The sequence below is a fragment of the Peteryoungia algae genome, assembly GCF_030369675.1.
GTDB classification, from domain to species: Bacteria; Pseudomonadota; Alphaproteobacteria; order Rhizobiales; family Rhizobiaceae; genus Allorhizobium; species Allorhizobium algae.
Window position 1 is genome coordinate 770,664 of the sequence record NZ_CP128477.1, and the last position, 16,181, is coordinate 786,844.

The following is a 16,181-nucleotide window of genomic DNA, read 5'->3' on the forward strand; positions in this document are numbered from 1 at the left end:
GCGGCGGGGACAGAACCTGCTTAACAGGTGATCTGCACCCCGTCTCCAGTGTGAATCGGCAGGTCTCTTTTAAAGCCCAATCATTCGGCTGCCCGACGCTCGACCTTTTCGACCTTCAGCTCACCCATCCGGTTCCACGCATCGAGACCGGCAATCTTGTAGGCCTCGGCAAGCGTCGGATAGTTGAAGGTGTTCTCGACGAAGTATTCGACCGTACCTTTGAGATTGAGAACCGCCTGGCCGATATGCACGAGTTCGGTGGCACCTTCGCCGACGATATGCACGCCGAGAAGGCGGCGGGTCTTGAGCGAGAAGATCATCTTGAGCATGCCGCTGTCGAGGCCCATGATATGGCCGCGCGAGGTCTCGCGGAAATGCGCGATCCCGGTCTCGTAGGGTATGGCCCGTTGAATGACCTCTTCCTCGGTAAGCCCGCAGGTCGAGATCTCGGGCACGGCATAAATGCCATAGGGGAAGAATTGCGGCGGCTCGTGCGCCGGCGCCCCGACGGCATGGCGAGCAGCGATTCGCCCCTGTTCCATCGAGGTTGAGGCGAGGGAAGGAAAACCGACGACGTCGCCGGCGGCGTAGATATTCGGCACGGAGGTCTGGAACGTGTCGGGGTTTACCTTCAGGCGACCGCGATTGTCCGCCTCAAGACCTGCGGCTTCCAGGTTGAGCGTGTCGGTCGCACCGACGCGGCCGGCGGCAAAGAGCACCATTTCGGCCGTCAGCACCCGTCCGTTCTTCAGCGTCACACGGCACTTGCCGTCGACCTTCTCAACGCCCTCGACCGTCTGGCCGAAGATGAGTTTCATGTTGCGGTCGCGCAACTGGTAGGTGAAGTCCTCGACGATTTCCTTGTCGATGAAGTCGAGCATCGTGTCACGCGGTTCGACCACGGTGACGACGGTATCGAGCGCCGAGAAGATCGTCGCATATTCGATACCGATGACGCCGGCGCCGATGACGATCATCGAGCGCGGCAGTTCCTTGATCTCAAGGATTTCGTCGCTGTCGATGATGCTCGAACCGTCGAAGGGAATATGCGAGGGCTTGAAGGGGCGCGTACCAACGGCGAGAAGAACAGACTTGGCCTGCACCTGCAGCACCTCGCCATCCTCCTTCGAGACTTCGATCGTATGCGCATCGAGGAAACGCGCGGTGCCACGCATCTGCTGCACGCGGTTGCGGGAGAACTGGTGTTCGAGCACTTCGACCTCGTGGTCGAGTGTGATGAGCAAGCGGCGACGCAGGTCGTCGGCGTTGATTTCCTGCTTCACGCGATAGCTGCGACCGTAGAATCCGCGCTCGCGCCAGCCGGTCAGGTTTAGCGCCGTCTCGCGCAACGTCTTCGATGGGATCGTCCCTGTGTGAACCGAGACGCCGCCGACGCGGGTGCCCTTCTCGATGACGAGAACCTTCTTTTCCAGCTTGGCAGCCTGGATCGCCGCACGGCGTCCTGCCGGCCCGCTGCCAACCACGACGAAGTCATACTGGTTCATGAGGTGCCTCTGTTTTGCCTGCCGCCATGCTGCAGTGCACATTTATTCACATGCAGTATGACAGTTCAACGTCACCGTTTCGTTATCACCGACGGTCAGGTGGGCGACTCTCGCCGCCCACAATGCCCCCGGCTGCCCTTGCGATCGCGCAGGTCGACAGCCGCCCCAGGCGGTGGTGGGTAGCCTTGAGCTGCTTTCTGGCGGAAATTGAATGGCTTACCTCAAATGAATGAAGTCGATGGGCCGGTTTGACTATTTTGGTTGGCATGCATTGCTTGGTAAACTTCGCTTTTGGTAGTGGAATTTGCTGTGCATGAAAACGTTAGAAATTCTGTCTCGGCTGGTGTGCGGAACTATCGTTCGGACATAGATGGTTTACGTGCGCTCGCCGTGGTTGCGGTCATCGTCTTTCATTATTTTCCTACCTGGTTACCGGGTGGTCTGGTGGGGGTCGACATCTTCTTTGTGATCTCCGGCTATCTGATCAGCGGCCATATCGTGCAGCAGATGCGGGCGGATCGATTTTCCCTTCTCGACTTCTATAGCCGCCGCGTACGCCGTATCTTCCCCGCGCTGATCGTTGTCCTCGTCGCCAGTCTTTGTTTTGGCTGGATGGTCATGTCCGTCGATGCCTTCGGCTTGCTCGGCAAACACGTAGCAGGCGGGGCGGACTTCGTTGCCAACCTCGTGTTCTGGACTGAGCGTGACGTGAGGGTGGACGAGAGCAACTTCAATCCCATGCTGCATCTCTGGTCACTTGGCGTCGAGGAGCAGTTTTACATCGTCTGGCCGCTCATGGCCTGGTTAGTCTGGCGAAGGGGCCTGAATGTCCTGGCCACGATCGCGACGGTTGCACTGGTGTCGATGATTGCCAATCTGGTAATCGTCAACATCGACCGTGTTTCCGCGTTTTATCTGCCGGTCAGCCGCTTCTGGGAGCTTCTGGCGGGTGCGGCCCTGGTCGAGATAGAGCGGCAGTATGGCAACATGCCGAGTTCACTGGCGCCGTACGCAGCGGGAACGGGCATGATCCTGCTCGGATTGAGTTTCGCTCTGGTCCGGGTCGAACAGATGTTCCCCGGCGTGATCGCCCTCTTGCCCGTCATTGGAGCGGTCCTGGTCATTGCCTCCGGACGGGACATAGGCCTGAAGAAACTGGTGTTCGGCAACCGGCTCGCCATTGCCATCGGCTTGATCAGTTATCCGCTCTATCTCTGGCACTGGCCGCTTGTGTCGTTCGGCTATGTTCTCGAAGGTGGCACGCCCGGAAAAGCGGTTCGCATCGCGTTGATCGCGCTGTCCTTTCTACTGGCCACATTGACCTACTTCCTGATCGAGAAGCCGATCCGCTTCGGGGCCTTCAAGCGGTCGCAGGTGGCGCTGCCGCTCTGTGCTGCCTTGGCGATCATCGGCCTGTGCGGCATTGGCATCTATGTCTGGGCGGGTTTCCCTGCCTAGCCCGCGTCCCCGCTCCGATCCAAGGCATTTCTCGCGCACGAAATGATGGCTTCAGATCAAGCGCAGGCCCTTGAGGCTTGCATGGCCGTCCTTGCCGATGATGATGTGGTCGTGGACCGTGATGCCGAGCGGTTTGGCCGTCTCGACGATCGTCCGTGTCATGTCGATGTCTGCACGCGAGGGGGTTGGGTCGCCACTCGGATGATTGTGCACGAGGATGATCGCAGTGGCCGACAGTTCGAGCGCACGCTTGACCACCTCGCGCGGATAGACGGGTGTGTGATCGACTGTACCGCGCCCCTGTATCTCGTCGGCGATCAGGACATTGCGCTTGTCGAGGAAGAGGATGCGGAACTGTTCCGTCGTTTCATAGGCCATCGCGGCATGGCAATAATCGATGACGTGTGACCAGGACGACAAGACCTGCTTCTCGCGCAACTCGCTTTTCAGCATGCGCTGAGCGACGCTCGAAATCAGCTTGAGATCGAGTGCCACCGTCTCGCCGACACCCTTCACTTCCTGCAACAGCGCTGGTGGCGCTCCGAGCACGCTGGCCAGAGTCTGGAACCGGGAGAGCAGAGCCTTCGCGATCGGTTTCGTGTCGCGTCGCGGGATGAGGCGAAAGAGCAGAAGTTCAAGGATTTCGTAATCGGCCAGCGCCGATTCTCCTCCGTCGCGGAAGCGGCTGCGCAACCGGTCACGATGACCGAGATAATGGGCCTCTGGCTGCAATGCGGCCCGGGTGGAGGCGGCCTTGGCGAGGTTTGTTTCCCGAGTCGGCTGGTCGGCGAAAAAACATCTTTCGTCGACGCCAGCATCCGACATGGAGTCCGCAGGACCGAATAGATCAGTGCTGTCGGAACTTGCCGGACCATCGCGCCGCGGCGGTTCGTCGGAGTACGGAAGCTTGTTCGTCATGCCACCCCAATCCTGACCATCATGGTCGAGCGGCTCTGCGGCCGCCCGGATATAGTGACACGACTGCCGCAGCACGCAAGTTGAAGTTGCGGGAAGATGTGCTGGTGCGCTCCTTGTCAGCCGAGGCCGGGGCGATCCAGGCCCTCAGGCGACAGTGTGAAGATCTCGCAGCCTTCGGAGGTGACCCCGACCGTATGTTCGTACTGCGCCGTCAGCGAGCGGTCGCGGGTCACGGCGGTCCATCCGTCGGAGAGCACCTTCACATGCGGCTTTCCGAGATTGATCATCGGCTCGATGGTGAAGATCATGCCTTCGCGCAGTTCCGGACCTTCGTTGGCCTTCCCGTAATGCAGGATGTTCGGAGCGTCGTGGAAGAGGCGACCGACGCCATGGCCGCAGAAATCGCGGACCACCGTGCAGCGCTCCGCTTCCGCATGGTTCTGGATAGCCTCACCAATGGCGCCGGTCCGAGCACCCGGACGCACTGCGCCGATGCCACGCATCAGGCATTCATAGGTGACTTCCATCAGTCGCTCGGCGGCCCGCTTGATATTGCCCACCGGATACATGCGGCTCGAATCCCCGTGCCAGCCATCGAGCAGGAAGGTGACATCGATGTTGACGATATCGCCGTCCCGGAGCGGTTTGTCGTCGGGCATGCCATGACAGACGACGTGATTGATCGAGGTGCAGACGGAATATTTGTAGCCGCGGTAGTTCAAGGTCGCGGGCACAGCGCCGTGGTCGGCACCGAATTCGAAGACGAATCGGTCGATGGCAGCCGTCGTGACGCCGGGCTTCACCATCGGCACGAGGGCATCCAGGCAACGGGCAGTCAACTGGCAGGCGCGGCGCATGCCTTCAAAGTCGTCTGCGCCGTAAAGCCGGATTGCACCAGTGTTTTTGAGCGGCGCCGACGCCGCGTCGATATAGGTGACCATAGGGTGACTTTCGGAACTTCTAATCCAGGATCTTGGCCGTTCATAACCGACCGAGACCGTCTTCGTCTATCCGGATGAGGCTTTCGGGCACGATTTTGACCGGGTCGAGGTGACAACGGACCGCGTAGGCCTCGACCCCGCGGGAAATGGCGCGAGCAAAGGCCCGGCCATAAGCGGCATCGAGATCGGCACAGATCTTCATGCGGTTGCAGTCGGCGCGCTGAACGATGAAAAGCATCGCCGCCCGTTTTCCGGTTTCGACAAGATCGCCCATTTCGTCGAGATGCTTGGCGCCACGGGCCGTGATGCTGTCCGGAAACTCGGCCATGCCGGCTTCCCGGATGAAATGCACGTTCTTGACCTCGACATGCACGCTGCCCTGCAGGTCGTCCTCCAACAGGATGTCGATCCGCGAATTGCGCCCGTAGCGCTGCTCCCGTTTCAGCGTGCGGAAGCCCGCAAGGGGGGGAACCAGGCCAGCGACGATCGCCTCCTCGGCAAGGCGGTTGGGTAGCGCAGTGTTCACACCAACAACGGTACCGCCCGCTTCGACCAGTTCCAGCGCATGGGCATATTTGCGCGTTGCAGCGTCATGGCGCGACAGCCAGATGCGCGAGCCGGGTTCGGTCAGGCCGCGCATGGAGCCGGTATTGGGACAAAACCCGGTGATTTCAGAGCCATCCTCCAGCAGCGCGTCGAAGAGGAAGCGCTTGTAGCGGCGCACGAGTCGCGCCGGGATGAGGGGCGGGGAGAAGAGCATGGCGGCCGGTCTCAGTCTGCTCAGACACGTGCCAGCACATACCGACCCGGCGCATCGCCAATCGCGTTGAGCGCATCGCCGCCGGGTTTGCGTGCCGGAACACGTTCGCCGGCGAGGTTTTCGATCCACATCTGCCAGTGCGGCCACCAGGAGCCGGGCGTCTCCTTGGCATTGGCCATCCAGTCCTCGTAAGTGCCGGCAACCTTGCCATTGGTCCAGAACTGGTACTTGTGCTTGTCTGGCGGATTGACCACGCCGGCGATATGGCCCGAGCCGGACACCACGAAGTCGACGGGCCCGCCGAACAGGTTGCTACCGACGAAGACCGATTTCGCCGGAGCGATGTGATCTTCCTTGGTCGCGAGATTATAGATCGGGATTTTCACGTCCTTCAGCGACAGCGTCTTGCCGGCGAGCTGCATCTTGCCTTGGCTCAGCGTGTTGTTGAGGTAGCAGTTGCGCAGGTAGAAGGAATGGTTCGCCGCTGCCATGCGGGTCGAATCGGAATTCCAGTAGAGCAGGTCGAAGGGCATGGGATCCTGGCCCTTCAGGTAGCTATTGACGAAATAGGGCCAGATCAGCTCCGAGGCGCGCAGCATGTTGAAAGCGGCCGCCATCTTCGAGCCGTCGAGATAACCGCTTTCCTGCATCCGCTCTTCAAGATTCGTCAACTGTGCCTCGTCGACGAAGACCTTGAGGTCGCCGGCATGGGTGAAATCCACCTGTGTGGTGAACAGCGTGGCGCTGGCGATCCGCTTGTTCTTCTCCTGCGCATGCAGGGCAAGTGCCGCCGCGAGCAGCGTTCCCCCGACACAGTAGCCGATCGCGTTCACCTCTTTTTCGCCGGTCGCCTTTTCCACGGTGTCGAGCGCGAAATCGACACCCTCGCGGATATAGGCCTCCCACCCTTTGTCCGCATGGCGCTCATCGGGGTTGACCCAGGAGATCACGAAGACCGTGTGGCCCTGATCGACACACCATTTGATGAAGCTTTTCTGCGGGTTGAGATCGAGAATGTAGAATTTGTTGATCCAGGGCGGACATATGAGGAGAGGGCGCTTCAGCACCGTCTCGGTCGTAGCCTCGTACTGGATCACTTCGCAGACATCGCTCTGGGCGATGACCTTGCCCGGCGTCACCGCCATGTTTTCCCCGACGGCAAACTTGCTGGTATCGGTCTGGCGGATGCGCAGATCCCCGCCTCCGGCGGCGATGTCTTCGGCCAGCATCTGCATGCCCTTGACGAGATTCGCCCCGCTGCTCTGCACGGTCTCACGATAGAGTTGCGGATTGGTCGCGACGAAGTTGGCGGGCGAAAGTGCCGCCGTGAGCTGCCGCATGTAGAAGTTCGCCTTGTGACGCGTGTGTTCATCGAGACCGCCGGCGTCGTTGACCATCTTCTCGGCCCATTGGGACAGCACGAGATAGGTCTGGCGGAGGAAGTCGAAGAAGGGATTGCGCTCCCAGTCCTCGTCGGAGAAGCGCTTGTCCTTGGGTAAGGGATCGGCAAACGGTTGTTCCGGGGTGGCGAATCGCGCCAGCGACCGGCTCCAGACCCCGAAGACCGCATTGAGCAGATGTGTCTGCGCTTCGAGCGTGCGTTTGGGATCGGACATCCAGTATTCCGCGACCTTGCCCAAGATCTTCACGAGTTCGGCGACAGGCTCGGGGACAGGATCGACGACTTCCCCTGTCTCCCGCGGCTTCAGCCAGACGGAAGCGGCCTTGCCGAGGTTTTCCAGCGCCTTGGCGGCGTTGACAGCAAGCGCCTGCGGATCCTTGATGATATAGGGCTCGATCAGTTTCGGATCGAACGCAGCACCCGCTTCGGCTTCTTCCCGCGTTCTGTCCATGCCGTCCTCCCCAGGATTGTTCTGGCGTCTTTTGTGTTTGCCTATCCTGCATGAAAACGACTACAAGTTCCAGCGATTGGCGCATAGTCTTTCGATGAGGATCGACGGCTGCGCCCTTGAGGAATGTCAGTTTTCCGCGTCAGCGCGGGCGGTCGGGGCCATGGTGCACAGCAAGTTCAGTTTCTCGGGTCTTTCGGGCCAGGCGGTTATCGCAGCATTTCTCGCGCTGATGGCAGGCACAGGCTGCCAGTCGACGCAGGCGACGACACCGGCGCCTGCCACGGTGCCGGCCGCGCTCGAGGTCAATGTCGAGGATCCCGACAATCCGGAAGCCGCAGCGGCCCGTCCGACCTATCCTGACGGCTACCCGAACTTTGCCGGTTCGCTGAGTGCCGCGAGTGTCCAGATGAGCAACGAGGAGGCCTCGGCGCTCCAGGCTCAGCTGACATCACTCGGTGCAGCCCGCAAATCGGGAGCGATTACCGAAGCCGAATATCAGTCGCGGCTTGCCGAACTGCGCCGTCTCGCGGCCCGGCACGGGGCGGAAACGCAGGCGCTGATCGCCAATTAGGGCTTGCGCTTCCCGCGTTTTTTTCGCAAAGCAACCAGGGCGTTTTCGACATAAAATTTCGTCGGCGATTCAGGTTTCACGCCGGATTTGCGACAAAATTTCCTGCGAGCGCTCTGTTTGGGATATCATCACGCGCATTCGGTTCTGCGGTTCGTTGCGGAGCGTGTGGTCACTGGGAAAACGAGCGCGCCTGCCGCGGTTATGATCCGCGCGGTTTCAGGGGTTGAAGATGGAAGAGTTTCACAAAGTCCGGCGCTTGCCGCCTTACGTGTTCGAACAGGTCAACCGTCTGAAGGCGAGCGCGCGAGCCGGTGGGGCCGACATCATCGACCTTGGCATGGGCAATCCGGATCTTCCGACCCCGCAGGCGATCGTCGACAAGCTTTGCGAAGTGGTTCAGGACCCGCGCACCCATCGCTATTCCTCGTCCAAGGGCATTCCGGGCCTGCGTCGCGCGCAAGCTGCCTATTATGCCCGTCGCTTCAACGTGAAGCTCAATCCGGATACGCAGGTCGTCGCCACCCTGGGCTCCAAGGAAGGCTTCGCCAACATGGCCCAGGCGATCACGGCGCCCGGCGACGTCATCCTCTGCCCGAACCCGACCTATCCGATCCACGCCTTCGGCTTCCTGATGACCGGCGGTGTCATTCGCTCGATTACGGTCGAGCCGGATGAAACCTTCTTTCCGCCACTCGAGCGCGCCGTGCGCCACTCGATCCCGAAGCCGATTGCACTGATCCTCAACTATCCGTCCAACCCGACGGCCATGGTTGCGACGCTCGATTTCTACAAGGACGTGATTGCGTTTGCGAAGAAGCACGACATCATCGTCCTCTCCGACCTTGCCTATTCGGAGATCTATTTCGACGGCAATCCGCCCCCGTCGGTGCTGGAAGTGCCAGGTGCCATGGACTGCACCGTCGAGTTCACCTCGATGTCGAAAACCTTCTCCATGCCTGGCTGGCGCATGGGCTTTGCCGTCGGCAACGAGCGGCTGATTTCGGCTCTGACACGCGTCAAATCCTACCTCGACTATGGCGCCTTCACGCCGATCCAGGTGGCGGCGACCCATGCGTTGAATGGCGACGGTACCGATATCGCGGAAGTCCGCAGCGTCTACCATCGCCGCCGCGACGTGATGGTCGAAAGCTTCGGCAAGGCCGGCTTTGAAGTGCCGCCGCCGGCCGCCACCATGTTCGCCTGGGCGAAGATCCCGGAAAAATTCCGCCATCTCGGCTCGCTGGAATTCTCCAAGCTGCTGGTTGAAAAGGCGGACGTCGCCGTGGCGCCGGGCATCGGCTTCGGCGAAATGGGCGACGAATATGTCCGTCTCGCCCTCGTGGAGAACGAACATCGCATCCGTCAGGCCGCTCGCAACATCAAGAAGTTCTTCTCGACGGCCGACGAGACCATGCACAACGTGATTTCGCTCAACGCCCACCGTTGAGCCACAGGCGGTCCCGTCAGGACCGCCTCAATTCCCCTTTGATGACGTCAGGATTGCCTCATGGCGAATGCCCTTAAAATCGGCGTGGCGGGTCTTGGTACCGTCGGTGCCTCGCTCGTCCGTATCCTCCAGACCCGCGCTAATGCGCTGACCGTCGCTTGCGGTCGCCCGATCTCGGTTGCAGCTGTGTCGGCGCGTGATGCCTCAAAGGACCGTGGCATCCTGATGGATGATATCGCCTGGTATGCCGATCCGGTTGAGATGGCGAAGCATGCCGACATCGATGTCTTTGTCGAGCTTGTCGGCGGTGCCGAAGGGGCAGCGGAACAGTCGGTCCGTGCGGCCCTGACGCGCGGCCTGCATGTCGTCACCGCCAACAAGGCGCTGCTGTCGCGCCACGGCGTGGAGTTCGCCAGGCTCGCCGAGGAAAAGGGCCGTCTCCTGAACTACGAAGCGGCGGTCGCTGGCGGTATTCCTGTCATCAAGACGCTGCGCGAGTCCCTGACGGGCAACAATTTCTCCCGCATCTACGGGATCATGAACGGCACCTGCAATTACATCCTGACCCGCATGGAGCGGGAGGGTCTGTCCTTTGCCGATTGCCTGAAGGAAGCCCAGCGCCTCGGTTATGCCGAAGCTGATCCGAGCTTCGACATCGAAGGCAATGATACCGCCCACAAGCTGTCGATCCTGACGACGCTTGCCTTCGGCTGCGAGATTTCGGCTGACAAGATCTATCTCGAAGGCATCACCAATATCTCGATCGAGGACATCCATGCGGCGGCCGATCTCGGCTATCGCATCAAGTTGCTCGGCGTCGCCCAGAAGACCGAGAGCGGCATCGAGCAGCGCGTGCACCCGACCATGGTGCCGCTCGACAGCGTCATCGCGCAGGTGGATGGCGTGACAAATGCGGTCGCTCTCGAATCCGACATTCTCGGTGAACTGCTGATGGTCGGCCCGGGCGCCGGTGGCGATGCGACGGCTTCTGCTGTGCTCGGCGATATCACCGACATCGCCAAGAGCCGTCCCGGTGCACAGGAAGTGCCAGTCCTTGGTCGCCCGGCCCATCTTCTCGAGCCCTATCGCCAGGCTGAAATGCAGAGCCACGAAGGCGGCTACTTCATTCGCCTCACCGTACAGGATCGCACTGGCGTCTTTGCCAGCATTGCGACCCGGATGGCCGAGAATGCGATATCGCTGGAATCCATCGTCCAGCATTCCAAGGAGCCGGCCACGCCAGGTCGTCCGCAGACCATCATCCTCGTCACGCATGCCACCATGGAAAGCGCCGTTCGCACGGCAGTCGACGCGATCCAGCGCGAGGGATATCTGATTGGCGAGCCCCAGGTGATTCGCATCGAGCGTCCAAAGTCCTGATCGGGTGCATGCGCCTCGACGGCTGTTTCGGTGTCGGAGTGGCCGCGATCGGGGCGACACGGTCATTTATATGACGATTTATCGTCTCCATGTGGCTCTTCTCTCGCCAAATGGCGACAGCACGCGTAATCTGTTGCCTCTATCGGGTTCTTGGGGAGGAGCTCATCGATGGTGATCAAACGGAGCGAGCCGTGGCGGGAAGTTGGCACCGGGGCGCTGGACAATTGCGAACAATCGGGCTGTAGACCCAAAGCAGACGGCTCTTCGGCCCTCTCTTCGCACGCGCTTTCGGACTGGACGTTTCTCTTCGCATTCACGGCAATCATGATCATTCCGTTCGTCCTGGTCGCCTGGCTGATGTCCTGACGCAGTCAAACAGGTTGTCGATGGCGCGCCCGCCTCTGGTGATTTTCTCGGATCGGTATAGAACGGGGCTGGGGCACATGTGCTCCGCCTGAACCCTGTTTGCGCAGCTACATCCTCCTGCACAGCCGTAAAGAGCAGCAATGTCGACCGAACCGGTAGATCCCGTCATCCGCGCCTTCCTCGGTGTCGAGCATTCCGCCAGCGGCCAGCGCTGGATGTCACGCACGGATCAGGCAGGTCAGAACCGGGCGCTCGCCATCAGTCAGCTGCATGCCATTCCTGAACTCGTCGCCCGCGTTCTGGCCGGGCGCGGTGTAGGCGTGGACGAGGCGCCGGCCTTCCTGGACCCGACGATCCGCAACCTCATGCCGGACCCATCCAGGCTGACCGATTGCGATGCGGCCGCCAAGCGCATCCTTCAGGCGATCGACAGCAAGGAGCGCGTCGCGATCTTCGGCGACTACGATGTCGACGGTGCTGCGTCGTCGGCGCTGATGGCTCGTTTCCTTCACCATTTCGGTGTCGAGGCGGAGATCTACATTCCCGACCGCATTTTCGAGGGTTACGGTCCGAACGCGGCCGCCATCGATCAGTTGATCGAGCGTGGCGCCAATCTGCTGATCACCGTCGACTGTGGCTCGACCAGCATCGAGGCGCTGGGAGCAGCGGAGAGGCGTGGCGTCGACGTGGTCGTCATAGACCATCACCAGATGGGTCACGAGATGCCGGTCTGCCATGCTCTCGTCAATCCGAATCGTGAAGACGATCTGTCAGGGCAGGGGCATCTGTGCGCGGCAGGCGTCGTCTTCATGGTGCTGGTCGCCACGTTGCGATTGCTGCGCGAGGCTGGCCACCCGTTCGCGCGCTCGCTCGATCTGCTCGCCTGGCTCGATTTGGTGGCGCTTGCCACCGTTTGCGACGTCGTGCCGCTGAAGGGGCTTAACCGAGCCTATGTGACCAAGGGGCTGATCGCTGCCCGCCACCAGAACAATGCCGGTCTCGCAGCCCTCCTCAGGGTCGCGGGCATTGGCGGGCCGGTTACGCCTTACCACTTCGGCTTTCTCGTCGGACCAAGAATCAATGCGGGTGGCCGTATCGGCGATGCAGCGCTGGGAAGCCGTCTTCTGACCCTTGATGATGCCTCGGAAGCCGATCAGATCGCCCAGAAGCTCGACGAACTCAATCGTGAACGACAGGCCATGGAAGCGGTCATGCTGGCCGAAGCGGAGGCCGAAGCCATGGCAGAATATGGGACCGGCGAAAAGGCAGCGGTGATCCTGACCGCGAAGGAACACTGGCATCCCGGCATTGTCGGCCTGCTCGCCGCCCGGCTGAAGGAAAAGTTCAAGCGTCCCGCTTTCGCCATTGCCTTCGATCCCTTGGGCAAGGGCACCGGCTCTGGCCGTTCGATCCATGGCTTCGACCTGGGGCGCATGGTGCGTGCGGCCGTCGATGAGGGGCTTCTCGTCAAGGGAGGCGGCCATGCCATGGCGGCGGGCCTGACAGTGGAGCGGGCGAATCTCGGTCGTTTGCGTGGCTTCTTCGAGGAGCAGGCTGCAGCCCAGGTCTCTGCGCTCGCGGCGAACCAGACATTGAAGATCGACGGCGCGATCGGTGCCTCCGGGGCGACGCTCGCGCTGGTAGACCAGCTCGAGGCAGCCGGCCCTTATGGATCCGGGCATCCGCAACCGATCTTTGCCGTGCCGCTACACAGGTTGAAGGATGTGCGTCCGGTTGGGACCACGCATATCAAGATCACGCTGGAGGGCATGGACGGAAAGCGGCTGGAAGGCATTGCTTTCCGGGCCGCCGACACGGATCTTGGACATTTCCTGATGAACAATCGCGGCAATCAGATCCATGTTGCAGGCACGCTCAGCGCCGACCATTGGCAGGGCAACAGGCGCGTGCAGTTCCGCATCCTCGACGCCGCGAAGGCGCCGTAAACGGCATTCTGTTCAGCTTGTCCATGAAGATCGAAGTGGCACGCCCTAGGGGAGTCGAACCCCTCTTCCCAGAATGAAAATCTGGTGTCCTAACCGATAGACGAAGGGCGCGTGCGCTTCGGTGGCGCCCTTATGGCTGGAACTTTGGATGAGCGCAAGAGGCGTGAGCGCCGCCGCGTCGATTTTTTCCACAGGCATTGGTGCTGCACTTATCGCCAGCGCAAACAAATACTTGGCGATCTGTGGAGAACAGGACTGCAATGTCGCGAGGGAAGATCGAAGTGGCACGCCCTAGGGGAGTCGAACCCCTCTTCCCAGAATGAAAATCTGGTGTCCTAACCGATAGACGAAGGGCGCGTGCGCTTCGGTGGCGCCCTTATAGGCAGGCACCCGGAGGACCGCAAGTGGAAACTTGCTGATCCTCAACAGAAAAACTCCGGGGAATTGCAAGGGACGAAATCATCCCGAAAACCGTCGTCAAACTCGGTCCAGAGCGATTCTTGCAGCTGCGGGAGGGGTAAACGAAGTGGCACGCCCTAGGGGAGTCGAACCCCTCTTCCCAGAATGAAAATCTGGTGTCCTAACCGATAGACGAAGGGCGCGTCTGCTTCGTGGCGCCCTTATAGTCAGGCTGTTCCCGGACCGCAAGCGGCAATTTTGCGTTTCATGCAAAATTTGTGACAGATACGTCAAAGGCTGGGACAGGCAGCAAGAAAGCCAGTGATTGGAACGGCTTGCCCAGCAACATCAGCATCAGCTCAGGGTGTGGAAATGTCCGGGCTCTTCTTCTTGCCGCCCTTGAGCATGTCCGAAAGGGAAGGCAGCCAGGCCTTCTTTTTCTTCACTGCCTCGGCATCCGCCATGAGCTCCTCGGCTGGCAGGGGCTCGGCCGGATCGGCCTCTTCGACGGCGCCCAGCGCCTGCAACTGGTCCGGCGTGAGTTGGACGCGCTCAGGCATTTCAGTTGTCGTTTCACGAAGCGCGAGCATTTTTCGCTTCGGCCGAGGATCGGAGAGCTTCTTCAGCACCGGCTCCTCCGTGCTGGCCGTCACAGGATCCGTCAGTGGCAGCGACTCGGTCGCCACGGGCGCTTGATCCTGAAGTGCCTGCTGCTGCATCAGCATCGTCTGCTCTGGTGATGGGCTGAACAGGCTCTTGCGCACAGCATTGACGCCGAGCGTTGGCATCTCGCTCGGCACGAGGCTGCCGCGTGGCGACGCTTCGGTCGTTGCCATCTGGGTGGCCGTCGGATCGTTGGCTGCGGCAGGCTGGGCCCTCTGGCTGGCGGAAAACAGGCTATTGCTTCCAGCTGCAACGGTCGTCGGCTGCATGGTGAGTTCACCGAGATTGGCCGGCGCTGGGGCCTGCCCCGCCGGCTGAGCCTGTCCGGCTTGCTGCTGAAGGACCAGCACTTCCGGCGGCGGTTCGGCAATGTCGCTATAGGCGGCAGCCAACGGCACGGGTTTGCGCTTCAGGTGCGCCGGATCTGTCTCGTTTTGGGGCGGTGAAGCATCCGACGTCCCCGCGGCTTGTCCCGACATGGCAACGACATAGGGGTCCCGGAAGGCTTTCCCACTGCTGGACGGCGCCGATACCTCTTCGGAAGGCGCCGTTTCCCCGAGCGACAGCACCTCGTCGGCGCTCGTCTGGCACGAGGCGAGCAGCACGCCGCTCAAAACGGCGAGCAGACCGAATGTCGGCCTGCGAGGATCGGAATTGCGGGTCATCTGGCGTCTCCGTCGGTCACCTTGCGGGCAAGGAAAAGGGTCGCCGGGGCGACCCTCGTCTGGTGCGGAGACTAGGCGCGCAAACTTGCGCGAGGCGGTGGTCCTTACCAGGCGCCGGTATTGGCCATCGAGGCCCAGGGCTCGGCCGGCGCGAGGTTCTCGCCCTTCTGCAGGATCTCGATCGAGATACCGTCCGGCGAGCGGACAAAGGCCATGTGGCCGTCCCGCGGCGGGCGGTTGATGGTGACGCCGTTGTCCATCAGTGTCTGGCAGATCGCATAGATATCGTCGACCTCGTAGGCGAGATGGCCGAAATTGCGGCCGCCCGCATAGTCTTCTGTATCCCAGTTGTAGGTGAGTTCCAGGCAGGGGGCCATCTCGACCTTTGCGCGATCGAGATCCTGGTCAGCAGTCAGGAAGACCAGAGTAAAGCGTCCCTTCTCGTTCTCATACCGGCGAATTTCCTGCAGGCCGAACAGGTTGCAGTAGAAGTGGAGCGAGGCCTCGAGGTCCTTCACGCGGACCATGGTGTGCAGATAGCGCATGGATGTTCTCCTTTGACCCTGACGATATGGAACAGTCGCCAGCTTCGAGCAAGGCTGCGGCTGCAAAAGCAATTGGTGAAATGTAAAACTAGGGCTTGCGCAGATCCGTTGACCAAATGTTAATCTGGATTTCAAGAATCAGTTGACTGAGCAATGTGACGCGTTTTCGAGGGGCTTGGGGAAATGACGGACAGGATGCCATCGAAAGGACTCGGCGAGTTCGAAGAACTGTCCGGCGAAGCCGTCGATCTCATCGAGATCACCGGTGTCGTGAAATGGTTCGACGTCGCCAAGGGGTTCGGTTTCATCGTTCCCGACAATGGCATGCAGGATGTCCTGCTGCACGTCACCTGCCTTCGACGCGACGGCTATCAGACCATTCTTGAAGGCACCCGAATCGTGGCTCTCATCCAGAAGCGCGACCGTGGCTACCAGGCCTTCCGCATTCTCTCCATGGATCAGTCGACCGCCGTGCACCCCTCGCAGATGCCGCCGGTACGCACGCATGTGCAGGTGACGCCGACCAGCGGACTGGAGCGCGCGCTCGTCAAGTGGTTCAACCGCACCAAGGGATTTGGCTTCCTGACGCGCGGCGAGGGCACGGAAGACATCTTTGTCCATATGGAAACGCTGCGCCGATTCGGCTTGACGGAGCTGCGCCCGGGGCAGACGGTCATGGTCCGCTTCGGGCCTGGCGACAAGGGTCTGATGGCGGCAGAGATCCATCCTGACAATCCCGGCCCTGCGGCCAGGGCGCATTGACC

At 61.0% G+C, this 16,181-nt stretch carries 14 protein-coding genes and 3 tRNA genes; 7 read left to right on the plus strand and 10 right to left on the minus strand.

Annotated elements, in window-relative coordinates; translation table 11 throughout:
• Positions 1-80 precede the first annotated feature (80 nt).
• Positions 81-1,505, minus strand: coding sequence for a Si-specific NAD(P)(+) transhydrogenase (sthA, locus tag QTL56_RS03945; protein ID WP_245136952.1), 1,425 nt, complete (start codon positions 1,503-1,505; stop codon positions 81-83).
• Positions 1,506-1,895: 390 nt separating this feature from the next.
• On the opposite strand from sthA, the gene QTL56_RS03950 reads away from it, so the two are divergent.
• A complete protein-coding gene (locus QTL56_RS03950) occupies positions 1,896-2,963 on the plus strand; it encodes an acyltransferase family protein (RefSeq protein WP_245137194.1) in 1,068 nt (355 codons plus the stop codon).
• Positions 2,964-3,014: 51 nt separating this feature from the next.
• Here QTL56_RS03950 and radC read toward each other — a convergent pair whose 3' ends face one another.
• From radC to QTL56_RS03970, 4 genes are all read right to left on the minus strand, one after another.
• Positions 3,015-3,788, minus strand: a complete 774-nt coding sequence (gene radC, locus QTL56_RS03955) for a RadC family protein (protein WP_229576474.1) — start codon at positions 3,786-3,788, stop codon at positions 3,015-3,017.
• Positions 3,789-3,997: 209 nt separating this feature from the next.
• The gene (map, locus tag QTL56_RS03960) at positions 3,998-4,822 is read right to left on the minus strand and encodes a type I methionyl aminopeptidase (protein WP_229576308.1); all 825 of its coding nucleotides are present in this window, start codon (positions 4,820-4,822) and stop codon (positions 3,998-4,000) included.
• A 40-nt stretch (positions 4,823-4,862) separates the two neighbouring features.
• The gene (gene sfsA, locus QTL56_RS03965) at positions 4,863-5,582 is read right to left on the minus strand and encodes a DNA/RNA nuclease SfsA (protein WP_245136950.1); all 720 of its coding nucleotides are present in this window, start codon (positions 5,580-5,582) and stop codon (positions 4,863-4,865) included.
• Between the two features lie 20 nt (positions 5,583-5,602).
• Entirely contained in the window at positions 5,603-7,435 is a 1,833-nt protein-coding gene (locus tag QTL56_RS03970; protein WP_245136949.1) for a PHA/PHB synthase family protein, read from the minus strand.
• A 160-nt stretch (positions 7,436-7,595) separates the two neighbouring features.
• On the opposite strand from QTL56_RS03970, the gene QTL56_RS03975 reads away from it, so the two are divergent.
• The 5 genes from QTL56_RS03975 to recJ all read left to right on the plus strand — a co-directional run bounded on the left by QTL56_RS03975 (position 7,596) and on the right by recJ (position 13,145).
• Complete coding sequence (locus QTL56_RS03975) at positions 7,596-8,006, plus strand: SHOCT domain-containing protein (protein ID WP_229576305.1); 411 nt, start codon at positions 7,596-7,598, stop codon at positions 8,004-8,006.
• A 229-nt stretch (positions 8,007-8,235) separates the two neighbouring features.
• Entirely contained in the window at positions 8,236-9,453 is a 1,218-nt protein-coding gene (locus tag QTL56_RS03980; RefSeq protein WP_229576304.1) for an LL-diaminopimelate aminotransferase, read from the plus strand.
• Positions 9,454-9,513: 60 nt separating this feature from the next.
• Positions 9,514-10,833 carry a homoserine dehydrogenase gene (locus tag QTL56_RS03985; RefSeq protein WP_245136948.1) on the plus strand — a complete coding sequence of 440 codons (1,320 nt, stop codon included), beginning with the start codon at positions 9,514-9,516 and terminating at the stop codon, positions 10,831-10,833.
• A gap of 168 nt (positions 10,834-11,001) precedes the next feature.
• Positions 11,002-11,199, plus strand: a complete 198-nt coding sequence (locus tag QTL56_RS03990) for a hypothetical protein (RefSeq protein WP_229576302.1) — start codon at positions 11,002-11,004, stop codon at positions 11,197-11,199.
• 140 nt (positions 11,200-11,339) lie between these two features.
• Entirely contained in the window at positions 11,340-13,145 is a 1,806-nt protein-coding gene (gene recJ, locus QTL56_RS03995; protein ID WP_245136947.1) for a single-stranded-DNA-specific exonuclease RecJ, read from the plus strand.
• Positions 13,146-13,181: 36 nt separating this feature from the next.
• Here the strand turns inward: recJ and QTL56_RS04000 are convergent.
• The 5 genes from QTL56_RS04000 to gloA form a co-directional block, all read right to left on the minus strand.
• Positions 13,182-13,256: transfer RNA gene (locus QTL56_RS04000), tRNA-Glu, on the minus strand.
• A gap of 171 nt (positions 13,257-13,427) precedes the next feature.
• Positions 13,428-13,502 (minus strand) — tRNA-Glu (locus QTL56_RS04005).
• A gap of 170 nt (positions 13,503-13,672) precedes the next feature.
• Positions 13,673-13,747: transfer RNA gene (locus tag QTL56_RS04010), tRNA-Glu, on the minus strand.
• A 156-nt stretch (positions 13,748-13,903) separates the two neighbouring features.
• Positions 13,904-14,872 carry a hypothetical protein gene (locus QTL56_RS04015; RefSeq protein WP_245136946.1) on the minus strand — a complete coding sequence of 323 codons (969 nt, stop codon included), beginning with the start codon at positions 14,870-14,872 and terminating at the stop codon, positions 13,904-13,906.
• 104 nt (positions 14,873-14,976) lie between these two features.
• Positions 14,977-15,417: a lactoylglutathione lyase gene (gene gloA / locus QTL56_RS04020; protein ID WP_229576299.1), complete on the minus strand. Its 441-nt coding sequence runs from the start codon at positions 15,415-15,417 to the stop codon at positions 14,977-14,979.
• A 183-nt stretch (positions 15,418-15,600) separates the two neighbouring features.
• On the opposite strand from gloA, the gene QTL56_RS04025 reads away from it, so the two are divergent.
• Positions 15,601-16,179, plus strand: coding sequence for a cold-shock protein (locus QTL56_RS04025; RefSeq protein WP_229576298.1), 579 nt, complete (start codon positions 15,601-15,603; stop codon positions 16,177-16,179).
• Positions 16,180-16,181 lie beyond the last annotated feature (2 nt).

What these genes read in the sequence shown, in the direction of transcription:
- sthA (WP_245136952.1), bottom strand. Translation starts at nt 1,505, where the DNA reads ATGAACCAGTATGACTTCGTCGTGGTTGGCAGCGGGCCGGCAGGACGC.
- radC (WP_229576474.1), bottom strand. Translation starts at nt 3,788, where the DNA reads ATGTCGGATGCTGGCGTCGACGAAAGATGTTTTTTCGCCGACCAGCCG.
- map (WP_229576308.1), bottom strand. Translation starts at nt 4,822, where the DNA reads ATGGTCACCTATATCGACGCGGCGTCGGCGCCGCTCAAAAACACTGGT.
- sfsA (WP_245136950.1), bottom strand. Translation starts at nt 5,582, where the DNA reads ATGCTCTTCTCCCCGCCCCTCATCCCGGCGCGACTCGTGCGCCGCTAC.
- QTL56_RS03970 (WP_245136949.1), bottom strand. Translation starts at nt 7,435, where the DNA reads ATGGACAGAACGCGGGAAGAAGCCGAAGCGGGTGCTGCGTTCGATCCG.
- QTL56_RS03975 (WP_229576305.1), top strand. Translation starts at nt 7,596, where the DNA reads ATGGTGCACAGCAAGTTCAGTTTCTCGGGTCTTTCGGGCCAGGCGGTT.
- QTL56_RS03980 (WP_229576304.1), top strand. Translation starts at nt 8,236, where the DNA reads ATGGAAGAGTTTCACAAAGTCCGGCGCTTGCCGCCTTACGTGTTCGAA.
- QTL56_RS03985 (WP_245136948.1), top strand. Translation starts at nt 9,514, where the DNA reads ATGGCGAATGCCCTTAAAATCGGCGTGGCGGGTCTTGGTACCGTCGGT.
- QTL56_RS03990 (WP_229576302.1), top strand. Translation starts at nt 11,002, where the DNA reads ATGGTGATCAAACGGAGCGAGCCGTGGCGGGAAGTTGGCACCGGGGCG.
- recJ (WP_245136947.1), top strand. Translation starts at nt 11,340, where the DNA reads ATGTCGACCGAACCGGTAGATCCCGTCATCCGCGCCTTCCTCGGTGTC.
- QTL56_RS04015 (WP_245136946.1), bottom strand. Translation starts at nt 14,872, where the DNA reads ATGACCCGCAATTCCGATCCTCGCAGGCCGACATTCGGTCTGCTCGCC.
- gloA (WP_229576299.1), bottom strand. Translation starts at nt 15,417, where the DNA reads ATGCGCTATCTGCACACCATGGTCCGCGTGAAGGACCTCGAGGCCTCG.
- QTL56_RS04025 (WP_229576298.1), top strand. Translation starts at nt 15,601, where the DNA reads ATGACGGACAGGATGCCATCGAAAGGACTCGGCGAGTTCGAAGAACTG.